This window comes from Anaeromyxobacter dehalogenans 2CP-1 (assembly GCF_000022145.1).
Taxonomy (GTDB): domain Bacteria; phylum Myxococcota; class Myxococcia; order Myxococcales; family Anaeromyxobacteraceae; genus Anaeromyxobacter; species Anaeromyxobacter dehalogenans.
Genome location: NC_011891.1, coordinates 4,812,043 through 4,829,158, shown reverse-complemented (window position 1 = coordinate 4,829,158; position 17,116 = coordinate 4,812,043). Strand labels below are relative to the sequence as shown.

Genomic DNA, 17,116 nt, shown 5'->3' with positions numbered 1-17,116 from the left:
CCTAGCCGCGCCTTGCACCCTGCGTCTACGATCCGCGGCCGCATGGCGGACCTCACCCACACCCGCGTGTTCGGGCAGGCCACCCGCGGCCTGGTCGCGATCGGCCTGCGGCGCCGCCCGCTCGCCGACCTGTACCACCGGCTCGTCACCGGCTCCTGGGCGCGCCTCTGCGCCGTGTACGCGCTCGTGTACTTCGTCACCGCAGCGGGGTTCGAGGCGGCGCACTACGCGCTCGGCGACGCCGGGCCGGCGGCGCGCGGCTCCGCGGTGGCGGCGCTGGTGGCGCTCGCGCGCGGCGCCTCGGCCGACGAGGTGCGGGCGGCGCTCGCGCCCCGGGCGCTCGCGGCCGGGCTGGTGACGGGCGCCGAGGGGTTCGTGCGCTGGGCGGAGCTCGTGATCGGCGCGGGCATCGTCCTCGCGAAGTTCTCGCTGCTCCGCGCCCGGGTGCTGTTCAGCGAGGTGGCCGTGATCGGCCCGCACCGCGGGGGCGAGGCGCTCCAGTTCCGCATGGCGAACGAGCGCACCAGCCACGTGGTGGACGCGAAGGTGTCGGTGATGCTGGTGCGCGAGGAGCTCGACGACGACGGCGAGCCGGTCCGGCGCGCCCACGACCTGCCGCTGGTGCGCGGCGGCACCGCGCTGTTCTCGCACGCCTGGACCGCAGCCCACGTGATCGGGCCGGGCAGCCCGCTCGCCGGCGCGGACGCGGGCGCGCTGGAGAGCGCCGAGGCGGAGGTGATCGTGACGTTCAGCGGCTACGACGAGGCGCTCACCCGCGTCATCTACGCCCGCCACGTCTACCCCGCCGCGCGCATCCGCTGGGGCGCCCGCTTCGCGCCCATCGTGCGGACCTTGCCGGACGGGCGGCGCGCGGTGGACTACCGCCGCTTCCACGAGGTGGGCGAGGCCGAGCCCGCCTCCCGCCCCGAGCGCGCGCGGCGCCGCGCCCGCGAAGGGTGAGCCCCGCCCGACGCGGCCGGGGCGCTCCCCGCCGGCGGCCCCCGGGGATTAGGATCCCCGGCATGGCCCCCCGCACCTGCCCCGCCTGCGGCCGCCCCCAGGGCACGAACGCCGACTGCATCTCCTGCCGCGACGCCGCCGCCCGCGAGCTCGCCCGCGACGCGCGCGACGTGACGCCGGAGACCGCCGGCGAGCACGCGGAGGCGGCGCGGCGCTTCCTCGCGCGCCCGCCCTGGTACGCGAAGACCGCGCCGGCGAAGCTGCGCAGCAAGCTGCGCCTGCTCTGGATGGTCATCCGCGACTACGCGAACGGCACCTACCGCAAGGTCCCGTGGAAGGCGGTCGCGGCGCTGGCCGCGGCGGTGGTCTACGTGGTCTCCCCGGTGGACCTCATCCCCGACTTCCTGGTGCCGCTCGGCTTCACCGACGACGTCCTGGCGCTGGCGCTGACCTGGGGGCTCGTGAAGCGCGAGCTGCGCGATTACTGTCAGTGGAAGGGGCTGTCGCCGGCGCACTTCGGGCTGTGATCGCGGCCGCCGGACGCGGCGCGGGCGGCGGGGTCCGACCCCACCGCCCGCCGGTGCCGCACGCGTCAGTGCTTGCCGTGGCCCTTGCCGCCCTTGCCCGGGTGGCCGTGGTCGCCGCCGCCGTGGCCACCGTGGCCGCCGCCCTCGTAGCGGGCCGGCGCGCCGTGGCCCTTGCCCGGGTGGAAGCGCTTGTACTTCCCGGGGGGAACCTGGACGAGCCGCGACGGGACGTAGCGCGGCTGCACGAACGCCCAGCCGCCGCGCGGGCTGCGGGCGCGGTACCAGCCGCCGTCGTGGCGGACCCAGTACCAGCTGTCCACGAAGAAGACCTCCTCCTCGACGTCCGGCACCACCTGGACGCCGGGGGAGACCACCACGAGCTGAGGGAGGACGACCGGAAGGTCCAGGCGGAGCTGCACCGAGGCCTGGGCCTCCGCGAGGCAGGGGAGCGCGAGCGCGCACGCGAGGGCGATCAGGTGTCGCTTGTTCATAGGACGCGGAGGATCGACCGATCGGCCGCAGGCCGCAAGGTGCAGGGGTGCCCACATCGGCGCCCCCCCCCTGGGCGGCAGGCGAGGGTGCGCCGATCCAACTGCCCGGCATTCCTTGACAGGTGCCGCGGCGCGATCGTATATGACCGCCCTTCCGGAGGGCCGGATCGTCGCGCTCGCACGCGCGCGGCCGTGTTTTCCTCCCCAGATTCCGAGGAGAGAAGCGATGTACGCGGTGATTCGGACCGGCGGGAAGCAGTATCGCGTCGCCCAGGGCGACCGGGTGAAGATCGAGAAGCTCGCCGGCGACGTCGGCGGGAAGGTGAACTTCGACGTGCTGCTCGTCGGGGGTGAGGGCGAGGCGAAGGTCGGCACGCCGACCCTGGCCGGCGTCACCGTCGAGGGCGAGATCGTCGCCCAGGACAAGCACAAGAAGGTCATCCACTTCCGGAAGAAGAAGGAAGGCTGGACCAAGAAGCGGGGCCACCGTCAGCCCTACACCGAGGTCCTCATCACCACGGTCCGGGCCTAGGCCCGGGGCGAACGGAGCAGGAAATGGCTCACAAAAAGGGACAGGGCTCTTCGCGCAACGGGCGCGACTCTCCCGGCCAGCGCCGCGGGATCAAGGTCTACGGGTCCGAGAAGGTGGTCGCGGGCAACATCCTCGTCCGCCAGGTCGGCACGCTCGTCCATCCCGGCCAGAACGTCGGTATGGGCAAGGACTTCACGCTGTTCGCCCTCATCGACGGCACCGTGAAGTACAGCCGGACCCGCGGCGATCGCCGCGTGGTGTCGGTGCTCCCCGGGGCGTAAGCTCCCCTCGCCTCCGGCACGGCTCGGGGCGACGGCACTGCGCGCGCCGCGGATCCTCGGGTCCGCGGCGCTTCGCGTTTCTCGAGGTCGCTCGTGAAGTTCGTCGACGAGGTGAAGATCCACGTGAAGGCCGGCGACGGCGGCGACGGTGCCGTCGCGTGGCGCCGCGAGAAGTTCATCCCGCGGGGCGGCCCGGCGGGCGGCGACGGCGGCAACGGCGGCGACGTGGTGCTGGAGGTCGATCCGCAGCTCTCCACCCTGCTCGACTACCGCTACATCCGCGAGCACAAGGCGCGGAACGGCGAGAAGGGCAGCGGCTCGGACATGAACGGCAAGGACGGCGCGGACCTGGTCCTGCGCGTCCCGCCGGGCACGGTGGTGAAGGACGCGGCCACCGGCGAGCAGCTCTGCGACCTGGGCGCCGCGGGCGAGCGCGTCGTGATCGCGAAGGGCGGCCGCGGCGGGCTCGGCAACATGAACTTCGCGAGCTCCACCAACCAGGCGCCGCGCTACGCCGAGGACGGCACGCCGGGCGCGGAGCGGGACCTCGTCCTCGAGCTGAAGCTGCTCGCCGACGTGGGGATCGTGGGCTACCCGAACGCCGGGAAGTCCACCCTCATCAGCCGCATCTCGCGCGCCCGGCCGAAGATCGCGGACTACCCGTTCACCACGCTCACGCCGAACCTCGGCGTGGTCGGCTGGCGCGAGCGGAGCTTCGTGGTCGCGGACATCCCGGGGCTCATCGAGGGCGCGCACGCCGGCGCCGGCCTGGGGCACCAGTTCCTCCGGCACGTGGAGCGCTGCCGCGTCCTCATCCACCTGGTGGAGGGCGCGAACCCGGAGCCGGGCCGCGCGCCCAAGCCCGATCTCGACGCGATCAACGCCGAGCTCGCCGCCTACTCCGACGAGCTGGCGCGGAAGCCGCAGATCGTGGCGGTGACCAAGATCGACGTCCCCGAGGCGCGCGCCGCCGGCGTGAAGCTGCAGAAGCTGCTCGGCCGGCGCAAGAAGCCGGTGCCGGTGCACCTCGTCTCCGCGGTCACCGGCGAGGGGCTCGACGCCCTCCTCGACGCGGTCGGGCGCGCGCTCTTCAAGGAGGCGCGGCCGCACCGCGGCGGCGGCGGCAAGAAGCTCGCGAAGCCGAGGGCGCGCGCGTGAAGCTGGGCGACCCCGCGTTCGTGCTCCCGGAGCGCCGGGCCCGCATCGACGCGGTGGTGGCGAACCGCACCCGCACGCTCACCGTGGTGATGGAGGCGTTCTGCGATCCGCAGAACGTGAACGCGGTGCTGCGCACCTGCGAGGCGTTCGGGGTCCAGACGCTGCACGCGATCGAGGGGCCCATGAAGCCCTACGACCGCAACAAGAAGATCAGCCAGAACGCGGACAAGTGGCTGGACGTGCGGCGCTGGTCCTCCACCGCCGAGTGCCTCGCCCACCTCCGCTCGGAGGGGTTCGCGATCTACGCCACGCACCTGGGCGAGCGGTCCACGCCGATGGCCGGGCTCTCCTTCGCCGGCAAGGTGGCGCTCGTGTTCGGGAACGAGCAGCGCGGCGTCTCGGAGGAGGCGCTGGCGCTCGCCGACGCCTGCTACGCGATCCCCATGCGCGGCTTCGTCCAGTCGCTGAACGTCTCGGTGGCGGCGGCCATCTCGCTCGCCCACGCGGTGGAGCGGCGCGAGGTCGAGCGCGGCCGCCACGGCGACCTGCCCGAGGACGAGGCGCAGGTGCTGCGGGAGCGCTTCTACCTGCTGGCGGTGAAGCAGCGCAGCCGCATCGCCAAGGCCGAGGCGGTCCGCGACCGGATCGCGCGGCACGCGCGGTTTCGCGGCTGACGGTCACGGGCCCGGCGGCGATCCCCGCTCATGGTTCGACGGGGCTCATCATGAGCGGTGCGTGAACGTCCGCTCGTCCCGAGCCTGTCGAGGGGCGAGCGATCGCGGCGGTCAGGGGTCCGCCGGTGGCTCCGGCGCCGTGTCCGGCTCCTGCGGAGCGGGCCGCTTCCTCGCCGCCCGCCACCCCGCGACGAGCCCCACCAGCGCGGCGGCGCCGAGGACCCAGGGCGCGGCGTGATCGAGCGCGCGGCGGAACGGGGCACGCTCGGCGGCCGCGAACAGCGCCAGCCCGGCGAGCCCGACCACCAGCGCGAACGCGAGCGCGCCCCGCGACCCCCGGCCCTTGCCCGGCCGGCCCCGCACCGCCGCGAGCCGCAGCCCGGCCGCGATCCCGAGGAGCCCGGCCCCGATCGCCATCCACGCGCCGGTGAGCCCGCCCACGAGGCCGGCGAAGTCGTAGGCGTTCACGGGGCGCAGCCCTCCCAGAACGCGGCCAGGTCGGGCGGGAGCGGCACCTCCAGCCGGACCGGCGCGCGGGTGAGCGGGTGCGGCAGCTCGAGCCGCCAGGCGTGCAGCGCGTGCCGCGGCAGCCGGAGCAGCGCGACGTCCTCGTCGGTCATCGCACGGCGGGTGAACCGGTCGAAGATCTCCTCGTCCGGCCCGTAGATCTTGTCGCCCACCATGGGCAGGCCGGCGTGCGCGAGGTGCGCGCGGATCTGGTGCTGGCGCCCGGTGCGCGGCCGGCACGCGAGCAGCGCCACCGGGGCGCCGTCCGGCGCGCGGCGGCGGGCGAGCACCTCGAACGCGGTCTGCGAGGGCAGCCCCGCCGCGGCCACGTGCATCCGCACCCGCACCGCGGACGCGCCGGTGAGCGCGAGCGGCGCGTCCACCGTGAACGCGTCCTCCGCCGGCGCGCCGAGCGCGAGCGCGAGGTAGGTCTTGTGCACGCGCGCGTGGGCGAAGTCGCGCTTCAGGACCTTCGTCACCTCGGGCGCGGTCCCGCAGGCGAGCAGGCCGGAGGTCTCGCGGTCGAGCCGGTGCGCCGGGTCCACCTTGCGGTCCGGGTAGCGGAGCTTCGCGAGCGAGGTGAACGTGTTCGCCGCGTAGCGCGCGGTGGGGTGGACCGGCAGCCCGGCGGGCTTGTCCACCACCAGCAGCGCGCCGTCGTCGTGCACCACCGCGAACGCCTGCGGCGTGTCCGGCTCGGCCTCGGCGTCCTTGAGGAGCGCGAAGGAGAGGCCGGGCGCGACGCGGGTGGAGGGCTTCAGCCGGCGGCCGTCCTCGGTCTCGAGGCGGTGCTCGATGAGCCGCTGCACCCGCTCGCGCGAGAGCCGGCGGATCTTCTCCTGCAGGTAGCGATCGAGGCGCCACCCCGCGTAGTTCGGCTCGACCGTGAAGCGGACCCGGACCTGCTGCGTCACCGGCGCACCATACACCGGGCGCCGCCGCCGCGCCCCCGTCCCCGCGAGGCGCCGGTCAGGCCCGCGCGCCGGCCAGGAACGCGAGCACCGCGTCCGCGGCCCGCTCCCCCGCCTGCCCGTCCCAGAGCGCCGGGGTGCGGCCGCGTCCCGGGCCGGCGTCGAGCGCGCGGCGGGCCTCCGCCGCGATGCGCGCGGGGTCGGTGCCCACCACGTGGTTCGTCCCCTCGGCCACGGTGATGGGGCGCTCGGTGTTCTCGCGCAGCGTGAGGCACGGGACGCCGAGCGCGGTGGACTCCTCCTGCAGGCCGCCGGAGTCGGTGAGCACCAGGCGCGCGGCGCTGGTGAGCGAGAGGAACTCGAGGTAGCCGAGCGGCTCGACCAGGCGCAGCGCGGCGGCGGCCCCGGCCAGCGCGGGGTCGGCGAGGCGGGCGCGGGTGCGCGGGTGGACCGGGAACACCACCGGCAGCGCGCGCGCGACCTCCGCCAGCGCGCCGAGCAGCCGCCCCAGGCCGGCGGGATCGTCCACGTTGGAGGGCCGGTGCAGCGTGACGACGGCGTAGCCGCCCTCGGGGAGGCCCAGGCCGCGCCAGGCCGCGAGCGCGCGGGCGCGCGGAAGGTGGGCGCGGAGCGTGTCGATCATGAGGTTCCCGACCCGCGCCACGCGCGTGGCCGGGATCCCCTCGCGCGCGAGGTTCTCGTCGGCGTCGGGGCTCGGGGTGAGCAGCAGGTCCGAGAGGTGATCGGTGACCACCCGGTTCAGCTCCTCCGGCATGGTCCGGTCGAAGCTGCGCAGGCCCGCCTCGAGGTGCGCCACCGGGATCCCGAGCTTCGCCGCCACCAGCGCGGCCGCCACGGTCGAGTTCACGTCGCCGGGCACGACCACCAGGTCCGGCCGCGGCGCCGCCTCGAGCAGCGCCCGCTCGAACGCGATCATCACCCGGCCCGTCTGCTCGCCGTGGGTGCCGGAGCCCACCCCCAGGTCGAGGTCGGGGCGGGGCAGCCCGAGCTCGGCGAAGAACACCCCGCTCATCCGCTCGTCGAAGTGCTGGCCGGTGTGGACCAGCCGCTGCGCAGCGCCCCGCCGGGAGAGCGCCGCCATCAGGGGTGCGACCTTCATGAAGTTGGGACGGGCGCCGACCACGTGGAGCACGAGGGCCATGTCGAAAGCTAGGCGGCCCGGCGCTCCCCCGAAATGACCCGCGCGCGCACCGGCGCTGCCCCGGCGGCCCGCGCGCCGCCGGGCGCGCCCGCGGGGACCTCGCGCGCCCCCGCGCAGGCGGGCGCGCGAGGTCACGGGCCCGCGCAGCAAGGTGGGGCCCCGCGGAGCTCCGCTCCGGAGGGCAGGGACGGCCCCGTCCTGAATGAATCCCGGGCGCTCGAAACCTGCCGTTGACTCGGGGGATCCCCCCGCGTACTTTGCAATCCCGGTTTGAGACACGTCGCGGTCATCATCCCGGCCCGGTACGGCGCCTCGCGCTTCCCGGGAAAGCCCCTCGCCGATCTGGCAGGCAAGCCCCTCATCGCCCATGTGGTCGAGCGCGCGCAGCGCGCCCGCGGGGTGGACGTCGTGGCCGTCGCCACCGACGACGACCGGATCGCGCGCGCCGCGCGGGACGCGGGGGGCCAGGCCATCCTGACCGGACCGGCCGCGACGGGCACGGACCGGGTGGCGGAGGCCGCGCGCAAGCTCGCGCCGCGGCCGGAGATCGTGGTGAACCTGCAGGGCGACGAGCCGCTCATCGAGCCGGAGGCCATCGAGGCGGTCATCGGCGCGATGGAGGCCGGCGTCCGCATGGCGACGCTCGCTCGCCCGCTCGCCGCGGGGGAGCTGGAGCGGACCCAGGTCGTCAAGGTGGTGACCCGGGCGAGCGGCGACGCGCTGTACTTCTCGCGCGCGCCCATCCCGCACCGGCGCGCCGGCGGCGAGAGCCCGCTCGCCCGCGCCCACGTGGGCATCTACGCGTTCACCGCGGCGTTCCTCGAGACGTTCACCGCGCTCGCGCCGGGCCGGCTCGAGGGCGAGGAGGCGCTCGAGCAGCTGCGGGCGCTCGAGCACGGGTACGACATCCGTGTGGCCGACACCGGCTACCGGGGTTTCGGGATCGACACGCCGGACGACCTGGAGCGCGCGCGGGCGCTCCTGGCCGCCGGGGCGTGATCCGGGGAGAGCACATGGTCAAGCGGGGAAAGAAGACGAAGTACCTGTTCGTCACCGGCGGCGTGGTGAGCTCGCTCGGCAAGGGGCTCTCGGCGGCGTCGATCGGCGCGCTGCTCGAGAACCGGGGGCTGGAGGTCCAGCACCTCAAGCTCGACCCGTACATCAACGTGGACCCGGGCACGATGAGCCCGTTCCAGCACGGCGAGGTGTTCGTCACCGACGACGGCGCCGAGACCGACCTCGACCTCGGGCACTACGAGCGCTTCACCAGCGCCAAGATGACCCGGCGGAACAACTACACCACCGGCCGCATCTACCAGAACGTCATCCAGCGCGAGCGCCGGGGCGAGTACCTGGGCAAGACCGTGCAGGTGATCCCGCACATCACCGACGAGATCAAGGCGGTGATCCGCGAGGCCGCCGGCGGCGCGGACATCCTCATCGTCGAGGTGGGCGGCACGGTCGGCGACATCGAGTCGCTGCCGTTCCTCGAGGCGATCCGCCAGATGAAGTACGACGTGGGCGAGGAGAACGCGGTCTACGCGCACCTCACGCTCGTGCCGTTCATCGCCGCGGCCGGCGAGCTGAAGACGAAGCCCACCCAGCACAGCGTCAAGGAGCTGCGCGAGATCGGCATCCAGCCCGACCTGCTGCTGTGCCGCTCCGACCGCGAGATCCCGCGCGACATGAAGGACAAGATCGCGCTGTTCTGCAACGTGGACCCGTCGGCGGTGTTCACCGCGCTCGACGTCCCGTCGATCTACGAGGTGCCGCTCTCGCTCCACCGCGAGGGGCTCGACGACAAGCTGGCCGAGCTGTTCAACATCTGGAGCCGCGCCCCGCGCCTCGAGCGCTGGGAGACCATCGTCGACAAGGTGAAGAACCCGCGCCGCGGCGAGGTGCGGATCGGCATCGTCGGCAAGTACGTGGAGCTCCACGAGAGCTACAAGAGCCTCAACGAGGCGCTGGTCCACGGCGGCATCGCGAACGACGCGCGGGTGAAGCTGGCGTTCATCGACTCGACCAAGCTGGAGGAGGGCGACCTCTCCGACCTGGAGAAGGTGGACGCGATCCTGGTGCCGGGCGGCTTCGGCATCCGTGGGACCGAGGGGAAGATCCTGGGCGTGAAGTACGCCCGCGAGCACAAGGTGCCGTTCTTCGGCATCTGCCTCGGCCTGCAGATGGCGGTCATCGAGATGGCGCGCAACGTGCTCGGGCTGGCCGGCGCGAACTCGCTGGAGTTCGACGAGCAGACGCCGCACCCGGTGGTCACGCTGATGGAGGGGCAGAAGGGCGTGACCGACAAGGGCGGGACCATGCGCCTCGGCGCGTACCCGTGCGCGCTGAAGGAGGGCACCAAGGCCCGCGCGCTGTACGGCGCCGACCTGGTGCACGAGCGCCACCGCCACCGCTTCGAGTTCAACAACGACTACCGCGCCCAGTTCGAGGCCGCCGGGATGGTGTTCTCCGGCGTGAACCCGGACCTCGGCCTGGTGGAGATGATCGAGCTGCCCGGGCAGCACTTCGTGGGCTGCCAGTTCCACCCCGAGTTCCGCTCCAAGCCCTTCGCGCCGCACCCGCTGTTCGCGGGCTTCGTGAAGGCCGCCCTCGAGCACCGCGACGCCCAGCAGCGCCAGCCCCCGGCCGAGGTGAAGAAGCTCGCGGTCGGGAAGAACGGATAGCCGATGTCCCAGCCGATCCTGGCCCGCGTGGGCGGGCACCTCGTGGGCGACGGGCAGCCGCTCCTGCTCATCGCCGGGCCGTGCGTCATGGAGGACGAGGCGCACGGCCTCCGCCACGCCCGCCGCGTGAAGGAGCTCGCCGCGAAGCACGGCCTGCCGGTGGTGTTCAAGGCCAGCTTCGACAAGGCCAACCGCTCCTCCGGCAAGAGCTACCGCGGCCCCGGCCTGGAGGCGGGCCTCGCCGCGTTCCAGGCGGTGAAGCGCGAGACCGGGCTGCCGTGCCTCACCGACGTGCACGAGACCTGGCAGGCCGAGCCGGCCGGGCGGGTGGTGGACGTGCTGCAGGTGCCCGCGTTCCTGTGCCGGCAGACCGACCTCGTCATCGCCTGCGCGCGCCACGGGCGCGCCGTGAACGTGAAGAAGGGCCAGTTCCTCGCGCCGCGCGAGATGCGCCATGCGGTCGCCAAGTGCCGCGAGGGCGGCAACGAGAACGTGTTCCTCACCGAGCGCGGCGCCACCTTCGGCTACGGCAACCTGGTGGTGGACATGCGCGGGCTGGTGCAGATGCGCGAGCTGGGCGTGCCGGTGTGCATGGACGCGACCCACAGCGTGCAGATGCCGGGCTCCGGCGGCGACACCACCGCCGGCGACCGGCAGTTCGTGGCGCCGCTGGCGCGCGCCGCGGCGGCCGTCGGCATCGACGCGCTGTTCATGGAGATCCACGAGGACCCGGCGGTGGCGAAGTCCGACGGGCCCAACTCGCTCGACTTCCCCACCGCCGACCGCGTGCTCCGCGAGGTGCTGGCGGTCCGGCACGCGCTGGGGCAGCCGTGACCGAGGCCGAGCTCCTCGCCCGCGCCGCGCGCGTCCGGCTGGTGCTGCTGGACGTGGACGGGGTGCTCACCGACGGCCGGCTCTACTACGGCCCGGACGGCGAGGCGCTGAAGGTCTTCGACGTGAAGGACGGCCACGGCATCGTGCTCCTGCGCGAGCACGTCCCGTTCGGCGTCGTCTCCGGCCGGCCGGGCAAGGCCTCGGAGGCGCGCCTCCGCGAGCTGCGCTTCCAGCACCTCGTGTTCGGCGAGCGCGACAAGCTGGCCGGCTACGCGCGGCTCGCGCACCTGGGCATCCCCGACGCCGAGGTGGCGTACATGGGCGACGACGTGAACGACGTCCCGCTGCTCGCGAAGGTGGGCCTCGCCGCCTGCCCCGCCGACGCGCGGCCCGAGGCGAAGGCCGTCGCGCACCTCGTCACCGCCGCGCCCGGCGGCCGCGGCGCGGTCCGCGAGCTCTGCGACCTGCTGCTCCGCGCCCGCGGCCTGTAGGCCGGCCGCGCCGGGCCGAGGCCGCCCGGGGCTGACGATCGCCCCGGATCCCGTGCTAGCGTGCGCCCGCCATGGCCGTACCGCTCCGCAAGCGGATCAAGAGGAGCGTCCGCTCCGCGCTGGTCCGCGCCCTCCTCTGGATCCTGGGCCTCCTGCCCCTCGGTCCCGCCCTCGCGCTCGGCGGGCTGGTGGGCCGCGCCGGCTACCACCTCGCCCGCGGCACGCGGCGGCTCGCGCTCCGGAGCCTCGCCGTCGCGTTCCCCGAGAAGCCCGAGGCCGAGCGCGAGGCCATCGCGCGCGCCATGTTCGTGCACCTCGGGCGCACCGCGCTCGAGCTCGCCGCCATCCGCAGCTACGACGCGCGGCTCGAGACGTACGTCGAGCTGTCGCCGCCCGGGCTGCTCCAGGAGGTCATCGCGCGCGGCCGGGGCATGGTGTTCGTCACCGGCCACGTGGGGAGCTGGGAGCTCCTCGCCCGGCGCATCGCCCGGGCCGGCATCCCGAACGCCGTCATCGCCAAGGCCGGCGGCGACGCCGGGCTGAACCGGGTGGCGGAGCGCTTCCGGGCCGCCGGCGGCGTCACCACGCTCTGGCGCGAGAACCCCGACACGGGCCGCGCCATCATCCGCACCTTCCGGCAGGGGAAGGCCCTCGGGCTGCTCATCGACCAGGACACGAAGGTCCAGGGCGTGTTCGTCCCGTTCTTCGGCCGGCTCGCGTACACGCCGCGCGCCGCGGCCGACCTCGCGATCCGCTTCGGCGCGCCGGTCGTGGTCGGCACCATCCGCCGCCGAGGGCCGCGCGCGGGCGACGGCCACCTCCTCGAGTGCGTGGAGATCCCGTTCGCCGCCGACCCGCCCGATCGCGAGGCCGAGGCGGTCCGGCTGACCGCCGCCTGCTCTGCCGCCCTGGAGACAGCCATCCGGCGGAACCCGGCCGAGTGGGTGTGGATGCACGAGCGCTGGAAGACGCGCCCCGAAGGCGAGAACCAGGCCGACGGACCCCAAGCAAAGGCAGTGCCGAAAAGCGCTGAGCTTTCACGCGGCTAGGGCGCCCGGGCATAAAGCAAGGTCTGTGCCTGTCGATCCACCAAGGAAAGAATGCTATGTTTCAGCGGCTTTGGATGCGGACGGCGGCCGGCTTGGCCGCCGCTCTCGCGCTCGGGCTCGGCACCGGATGCCAGCCCGCCCAGCCCGTGGAGGCGCGTGACGTGGTGCCTGAGCTGATGCTCGAGGGGGTTCGATTCCGCGTGTGGCGGGGGGCGGACCTGCGCGTCGAGGGCGAGGCGCGCACCGCGACGCTGGAGCGCGACTCGACCCTGCTCCGGGCACGGGACGTCGTGGCCGTCCTCCCGCGCGGTGGGGACCCGGTGCGGATCGCCGCGCCGGAGGGCTCGGGGACCCTGTCGGCTCACACCTTCGAGGCGCACGGCGGTGTCACGGTGCGTCACCGGGACGACGTGGCCCGGACGCCCAGCGCCCGGTACACGCCCGAGGGCGAGGGCGGGATGGTCCGCGGGGACCAGGCGCTCACGGTGGACGGGCGCGGCTACCGGCTCGAGGGCACCGGGTTCGTGCTCGACGCCGGCACCGGCGAGCTGACGCTGGGCGGGAGCCCGCGGCTGACCGGCGGGGGGGAGCTGCGGTGATCGCGCTCCTCGCCGCCGCGCTGCTCACCGCCGCCCCGGCGCCGGCCCAGGGCAAGCCCGTGACCCGGCCTGCGCCCGCCGCGAAGGGCGCCGCGCGGGCGGCCCCGGACTACCGGGTGGACGCCGCCGAGGTCCGCTACGCGTTCCAGCGCCGCGAGGTGGTGTTCACCGGGAAGCCGGTGACGCTCACCCGCGACGACGCGGTGCTGACCTGCGCGCGGCTCGAGGCGAAGAACGACGAGGCGGGCGTGATCGAGACGGCGGTGTGCCGCGGCGACGTGAAGCTGGTCCGCGGCGAGCGCACCGTGACCTGCCAGACCGCCACCTACGAGAACGCGGCCGCGCGGGTGACCTGCGACGGCGCGGCGGTGCTGCGCGACCGCGGCACCGAGGCGCACGGCCGGCGGCTCGTGTACGAGCTGCGCACCGACGAGGTGAAGCTGGAGGGCGGCGGCGTGCCGGTCCGGATCACCGTGCCGGGCGCCGAGGTGGAGCAGCGGCGCCGCGAGCTGGACGCGCAGCGCAAGGGGCAGGGCAAGTGACCGCGGCCGGCGACGCGCTCCTCAGGGCCGAGGGGCTGGTGAAGTCCTACCGCGGCCGCCGCGTGGTGGACGGCGTGTCGTTCCACGTCGCGCCCGGCGAGGTGGTGGGGCTGCTCGGCCCGAACGGCGCCGGCAAGACCACCTCGTTCAACATGGTGGTGGGGCTGGTGGTGCCGGAGCGCGGCAAGGTGACGCTCGGCGAGCACGACCTCACCCGGCTGCCCATGCACCGGCGCGCGCGGCTCGGCGTCGGGTACCTGCCGCAGGAGGCGTCGATCTTCCGCAAGCTCACGGTGCGCCAGAACTTCGTGGGCGTGCTGGAGGCGCTCGGCGTCGGGCGCGCCGAGCGGAACGCGCGCGCCGCGGCGCTGCTCGCCGAGTACCGGCTGGAGAAGGTCGCGGACTCGCTGGGCGAGCAGCTCTCCGGCGGCGAGCGCCGCCGCGCCGAGGTGGCGCGCAGCCTGCTCTCCAGCCCCCGCTACATCCTGTTCGACGAGCCGTTCGCCGGCGTGGATCCCATCGCGGTGGGCGAGCTGCAGCGCCTCATCGGCGGCCTGCGCGATCGCGGCATCGGCGTCCTCATCACCGACCACAACGTGCGCGAGGCGCTCGGCATCTGCGGGCGCGCGTACATCCTCTCCTCGGGCTCGATCCTCGAGCAGGGGACGCCCGTCGAGATCGCCGCGAGCCCGCGCGCGCGGGCCGTGTACCTCGGCGACAAGTTCAGGCTGGACGACCACCAGCCAGCGGAGCCTCGATGAGCCTCGAGCTGAAGCAGCACCTCAAGATGACCCAGCAGCTGGTGATGACGCCCCAGCTGCAGCAGGCCATCAAGCTCCTGCAGCTCTCGCGCATGGAGCTGGTCGATCTCATCCGCACCGAGATGACCGAGAACCCCATGCTGGAGGGGGCGGACGAGAACGACGAGCAGGCGGTGCCCGACGGCGCCAGCCCCGCCGAGCAGGCCGAGATCGAGGCGAAGCCCGAGCACAAGGAGGCGGAAAAGGCCGAGGAGGTGAAGGGCGAGGAGGGCGCGAACGAGATCGACTGGGACCAGTACCTCGACCAGTACCAGCTCCAGGGCCACACCGCGCCCTCCAACCGCGGCCTCTCCGACGAGGAGCTGCCCGGCTACGAGGCCACGCTCACCAAGAAGACCGACCTCGTCGACCACCTGGTGTGGCAGCTGCGCCTCTCGAACTTCACGCCCGACGAGGAGCAGGTCGCGATGCTCATCATCGGGAACCTCGACGACGACGGCTACTTCAAGATGCCGGCGGTGGAGGGCGAGGCCGACGAGGCCACCTCGCGCGATCCGCTGGTGCGGGTGGCGTTCGAGTCGGGGCAGGGCATCGAGGTCGCCGAGCGGGTGCTGCGGAAGGTGCAGACCTTCGACCCGATCGGCGTCGCCGCCCGCGACCTGCGCGAGTGCCTGCTGATCCAGGTGGTCGCGATCAACGCCGACACGCCCGAGATCGTCGCGATCATCGAGCGCCACCTGAAGCACCTCGAGTCGAAGAACTACCAGGCCATCGCCAAGGACCTGAAGGTTCCCATCGAGGAGGTGGTGAAGGCGGTGAAGGTGATCAGCCGCCTCGAGCCGAAGCCGGGCCGCGCCTACTCCGGCGAGGAGGCGCAGTACATCACCCCCGACGTCTACGTCCACAAGATGGGCGACAAGTACGTCACCGTCCTCAACGACGACGGCCTCTCGAAGCTGCGCATCTCCGGCATGTACCGCGCCGCGCTCAAGAACGGCGAGGCGGGCAAGGCCAAGGAGTACATCCAGGAGAAGCTGCGCAGCGCGGTGTGGCTCATCCGGTCCATCCACCAGCGGCAGCGGACCATCTACAAGGTCACCGAGTCGATCGTGAAGTTCCAGCGCGACTTCCTCGACAAGGGGATCGCCCACCTGAAGCCGCTCATCCTGCGAGACGTGGCCGAGGACATCGGGATGCACGAGTCCACCGTCTCGCGCGTCACCACGAACAAGTACGTCCACACGCCGCAGGGCATCTACGAGCTGAAGTTCTTCTTCAACTCGGCGATCCAGAAGACCGGCGGCGACGAGATCGCGAGCGAGGCGGTGAAGAACCACATCCGCCAGATCGTCGCGGCCGAGGACCCGAAGCACCCGCACTCCGACCAGAAGATCGTCGAGCTCCTGAAGGGCCAGAACATCGAGATCGCCCGCCGCACCGTCGCGAAGTACCGCGAGGTGCTGGGGATCCTGCCCAGCTCGAAGCGCAAGAAGTACTTCTAGCCGCGGACGGCGTCCCGGGATCCGGCGACGGGCGGCGGGGCGACCCGGCCCGCGGAGGCCGGCCGGGCGCCCGATCGCGGGAGCGCCGAGGCCCCGTCAGGCCCGGGGCGAGGGCGATCGCGGAGATCGATCGCGGCGGCCCTGGGGTATTATGACCTCGACATGTTGCCAGCTCCGGCAGCATTCGCGGCCGCGGCACCGACGGGACACAGAACCCGCCGGACCGCGGCCGAAGCATTTGCGGTCCTCCCAAGGAGGCGGTTCATGCAGGTGAACATCACCTTCCGGCATCTGGATCCCACCGAAGCCCTCAAGGCCCACGTCCGCGATCGCGTCGAGCGCGTGCAGAAGTACATCGACCGCCCGACCGAGGCGTACGCGGTCCTCCACCTGGAGAACCTGAAGCACCACGCCGAGCTGACCGTGAAGGCGGGGCGGTTCCTGCTGCGCGGCACCGCCAAGACCGGGGACATGTACGCGTCGATCGACGCGGCCGCGGACAAGATCGAGCGGCAGCTGAAGAAGCACAAGGAGAAGCTCCAGAACCACAAGGCCGCCCCCGCGGCGCCGGAGCAGCCGCCGGTGGACGTGCGCCACGACGTGCTCGGGATCCTCGAGGACTCGTCGCGCCCCAGCCACAAGGTGATCAAGAGCACCGAGTTCCAGGCGAAGCCCATGTCGCTCGACGAGGCGATCCTCCAGCTCGACCTCCTCGACGCGCACTTCTACGTGTTCCAGAACGCGGAGGACCGGAGCATCAACGTGGTGTACCGGCGCGACGACGGGAACGTCGGCCTCATCGAGGCGCACCCGGCCTGATCCCGGCGGTGGGGCGCGGCGTCCCGGGGCGCCGCGTCCCGCCCGTCGCGGCGTCCCCCGCGCGACCCGCCGGCCCCTCGCCTTGCCTTCTTGCCCACACGTTGCCACCTGTGTTAGCTGACGCCGGTCCGCCATGAAGATCGTCGAGTTCCTCCGGTCCGACGCCGTGATCGCCAGCCTCTCCGGGCAGGCGGCGCCCGCCGTGCTGGCCGAGCTGGTCCGTCCGCTCGCCGCCAGCCAGAAGGTCGACGGGCAGCGGCTGGTCGAGACGCTGCTCGATCGCGAGAAGCTCGGCTCGACCGGCATCGGCGAGGGCGTGGCCATCCCGCACGGCAAGGTCCCAGGCCTGCCCGGCCTGATGGCGAGCTTCGGCCGATCCGCCGGCGGCGTGGACTTCCGCGCCATCGACGGCAAGCCCACCCACCTGTTCTTCGCGCTGTTCGCCCCCGAGAACTCGGCCGGCACGCACCTCAAGGCGCTCGCCCGGATCAGCCGGATCTTCAAGAACCCGGCCTTCCGCGAGGCGATCATGAAGGCGCCCGACGCGGCCGAGATCTACCGCCTCATCGAGGCGGAGGACGCGAAGTACTGACGTCCGACCGGGCGCCCGCCGGGCGGCCGACCGACCTGCCACG

Annotated in this window: 21 protein-coding genes; 17 read left to right on the top strand and 4 right to left on the bottom strand. The window is 73.4% G+C overall.

The window, feature by feature from the left end; genetic code table 11:
- Positions 1 to 42: 42 nt before the first annotated feature.
- Together A2CP1_RS21835 and A2CP1_RS21830 are read left to right on the top strand one after the other, a co-directional pair.
- Positions 43 to 960 (top strand): potassium transporter, encoded by a 918-nt coding sequence (locus A2CP1_RS21835; protein ID WP_015935350.1) that lies wholly within the window; start codon positions 43 to 45, stop codon positions 958 to 960.
- A gap of 62 nt (positions 961 to 1,022) precedes the next feature.
- Complete coding sequence (locus tag A2CP1_RS21830) at positions 1,023 to 1,487, top strand: YkvA family protein (RefSeq protein ID WP_015935349.1); 465 nt, start codon at positions 1,023 to 1,025, stop codon at positions 1,485 to 1,487.
- Between the two features lie 65 nt (positions 1,488 to 1,552).
- On the opposite strand, the gene A2CP1_RS21825 is transcribed toward A2CP1_RS21830, so the two are convergent.
- Complete coding sequence (locus tag A2CP1_RS21825) at positions 1,553 to 1,978, bottom strand: hypothetical protein (protein WP_015935348.1); 426 nt, start codon at positions 1,976 to 1,978, stop codon at positions 1,553 to 1,555.
- Between the two features lie 226 nt (positions 1,979 to 2,204).
- On the opposite strand from A2CP1_RS21825, the gene rplU reads away from it, so the two are divergent.
- The 4 genes from rplU to A2CP1_RS21805 all read left to right on the top strand — a co-directional run bounded on the left by rplU (position 2,205) and on the right by A2CP1_RS21805 (position 4,623).
- Positions 2,205 to 2,510: a 50S ribosomal protein L21 gene (rplU, locus tag A2CP1_RS21820; RefSeq protein WP_012528267.1), complete on the top strand. Its 306-nt coding sequence runs from the start codon at positions 2,205 to 2,207 to the stop codon at positions 2,508 to 2,510.
- A gap of 23 nt (positions 2,511 to 2,533) precedes the next feature.
- Positions 2,534 to 2,791: a 50S ribosomal protein L27 gene (rpmA, locus tag A2CP1_RS21815; RefSeq protein WP_011423227.1), complete on the top strand. Its 258-nt coding sequence runs from the start codon at positions 2,534 to 2,536 to the stop codon at positions 2,789 to 2,791.
- Between the two features lie 93 nt (positions 2,792 to 2,884).
- Positions 2,885 to 3,949, top strand: a complete 1,065-nt coding sequence (gene obgE, locus A2CP1_RS21810; RefSeq protein ID WP_015935347.1) for a GTPase ObgE — start codon at positions 2,885 to 2,887, stop codon at positions 3,947 to 3,949.
- Entirely contained in the window at positions 3,946 to 4,623 is a 678-nt protein-coding gene (locus A2CP1_RS21805) for a TrmH family RNA methyltransferase (RefSeq protein ID WP_015935346.1), read from the top strand. Before obgE ends, A2CP1_RS21805 begins: the two co-directional genes overlap by 4 nt.
- Before the next feature lie 111 nt (positions 4,624 to 4,734).
- On the opposite strand, the gene A2CP1_RS21800 is transcribed toward A2CP1_RS21805, so the two are convergent.
- Genes A2CP1_RS21800 through wecB form a run of 3 tightly spaced genes read right to left on the bottom strand, consistent with a single transcriptional unit; the run spans position 4,735 to position 7,203 of the window.
- Positions 4,735 to 5,091, bottom strand: a complete 357-nt coding sequence (locus A2CP1_RS21800; protein ID WP_015935345.1) for a hypothetical protein — start codon at positions 5,089 to 5,091, stop codon at positions 4,735 to 4,737.
- Positions 5,088 to 6,059: an RluA family pseudouridine synthase gene (locus tag A2CP1_RS21795; protein ID WP_015935344.1), complete on the bottom strand. Its 972-nt coding sequence runs from the start codon at positions 6,057 to 6,059 to the stop codon at positions 5,088 to 5,090. Before A2CP1_RS21795 ends, A2CP1_RS21800 begins: the two co-directional genes overlap by 4 nt.
- A 40-nt stretch (positions 6,060 to 6,099) precedes the next feature.
- Positions 6,100 to 7,203, bottom strand: coding sequence for a non-hydrolyzing UDP-N-acetylglucosamine 2-epimerase (wecB, locus tag A2CP1_RS21790; protein ID WP_015935343.1), 1,104 nt, complete (start codon positions 7,201 to 7,203; stop codon positions 6,100 to 6,102).
- A 270-nt stretch (positions 7,204 to 7,473) separates the two neighbouring features.
- On the opposite strand from wecB, the gene kdsB reads away from it, so the two are divergent.
- The 11 genes from kdsB (at position 7,474) to A2CP1_RS21735 (ending at position 17,073) form a co-directional block, all read left to right on the top strand.
- Entirely contained in the window at positions 7,474 to 8,202 is a 729-nt protein-coding gene (gene kdsB / locus A2CP1_RS21785) for a 3-deoxy-manno-octulosonate cytidylyltransferase (RefSeq protein WP_015935342.1), read from the top strand.
- Between the two features lie 14 nt (positions 8,203 to 8,216).
- Positions 8,217 to 9,884 (top strand): CTP synthase, encoded by a 1,668-nt coding sequence (locus A2CP1_RS21780; RefSeq protein ID WP_015935341.1) that lies wholly within the window; start codon positions 8,217 to 8,219, stop codon positions 9,882 to 9,884.
- 3 nt (positions 9,885 to 9,887) lie between these two features.
- Complete coding sequence (gene kdsA / locus A2CP1_RS21775; protein WP_015935340.1) at positions 9,888 to 10,718, top strand: 3-deoxy-8-phosphooctulonate synthase; 831 nt, start codon at positions 9,888 to 9,890, stop codon at positions 10,716 to 10,718.
- Positions 10,715 to 11,209: a KdsC family phosphatase gene (locus A2CP1_RS21770; protein WP_012528258.1), complete on the top strand. Its 495-nt coding sequence runs from the start codon at positions 10,715 to 10,717 to the stop codon at positions 11,207 to 11,209. The genes kdsA and A2CP1_RS21770 overlap by 4 nt, the downstream gene beginning before the upstream one ends.
- A 71-nt stretch (positions 11,210 to 11,280) precedes the next feature.
- Positions 11,281 to 12,258, top strand: a complete 978-nt coding sequence (locus A2CP1_RS21765; RefSeq protein WP_015935339.1) for a lysophospholipid acyltransferase family protein — start codon at positions 11,281 to 11,283, stop codon at positions 12,256 to 12,258.
- A 161-nt stretch (positions 12,259 to 12,419) separates the two neighbouring features.
- Positions 12,420 to 12,857, top strand: coding sequence for a hypothetical protein (locus A2CP1_RS21760; protein WP_245529899.1), 438 nt, complete (start codon positions 12,420 to 12,422; stop codon positions 12,855 to 12,857).
- Positions 12,854 to 13,399, top strand: a complete 546-nt coding sequence (locus tag A2CP1_RS21755; protein WP_015935337.1) for an LptA/OstA family protein — start codon at positions 12,854 to 12,856, stop codon at positions 13,397 to 13,399. Before A2CP1_RS21760 ends, A2CP1_RS21755 begins: the two co-directional genes overlap by 4 nt.
- On the top strand, positions 13,396 to 14,160 hold the full coding sequence (gene lptB / locus A2CP1_RS21750; RefSeq protein ID WP_015935336.1) for an LPS export ABC transporter ATP-binding protein: 765 nt from the start codon (positions 13,396 to 13,398) through the stop codon (positions 14,158 to 14,160). The genes A2CP1_RS21755 and lptB overlap by 4 nt, the downstream gene beginning before the upstream one ends.
- The gene (rpoN, locus tag A2CP1_RS21745) at positions 14,157 to 15,662 is read left to right on the top strand and encodes an RNA polymerase factor sigma-54 (protein ID WP_015935335.1); all 1,506 of its coding nucleotides are present in this window, start codon (positions 14,157 to 14,159) and stop codon (positions 15,660 to 15,662) included. Before lptB ends, rpoN begins: the two co-directional genes overlap by 4 nt.
- Before the next feature lie 264 nt (positions 15,663 to 15,926).
- A complete protein-coding gene (gene hpf, locus A2CP1_RS21740; protein WP_015935334.1) occupies positions 15,927 to 16,481 on the top strand; it encodes a ribosome hibernation-promoting factor, HPF/YfiA family in 555 nt (184 codons plus the stop codon).
- A gap of 133 nt (positions 16,482 to 16,614) precedes the next feature.
- Positions 16,615 to 17,073, top strand: a complete 459-nt coding sequence (locus A2CP1_RS21735) for a PTS sugar transporter subunit IIA (protein ID WP_012528251.1) — start codon at positions 16,615 to 16,617, stop codon at positions 17,071 to 17,073.
- The last annotated feature ends 43 nt before the right edge of the window (positions 17,074 to 17,116 follow it).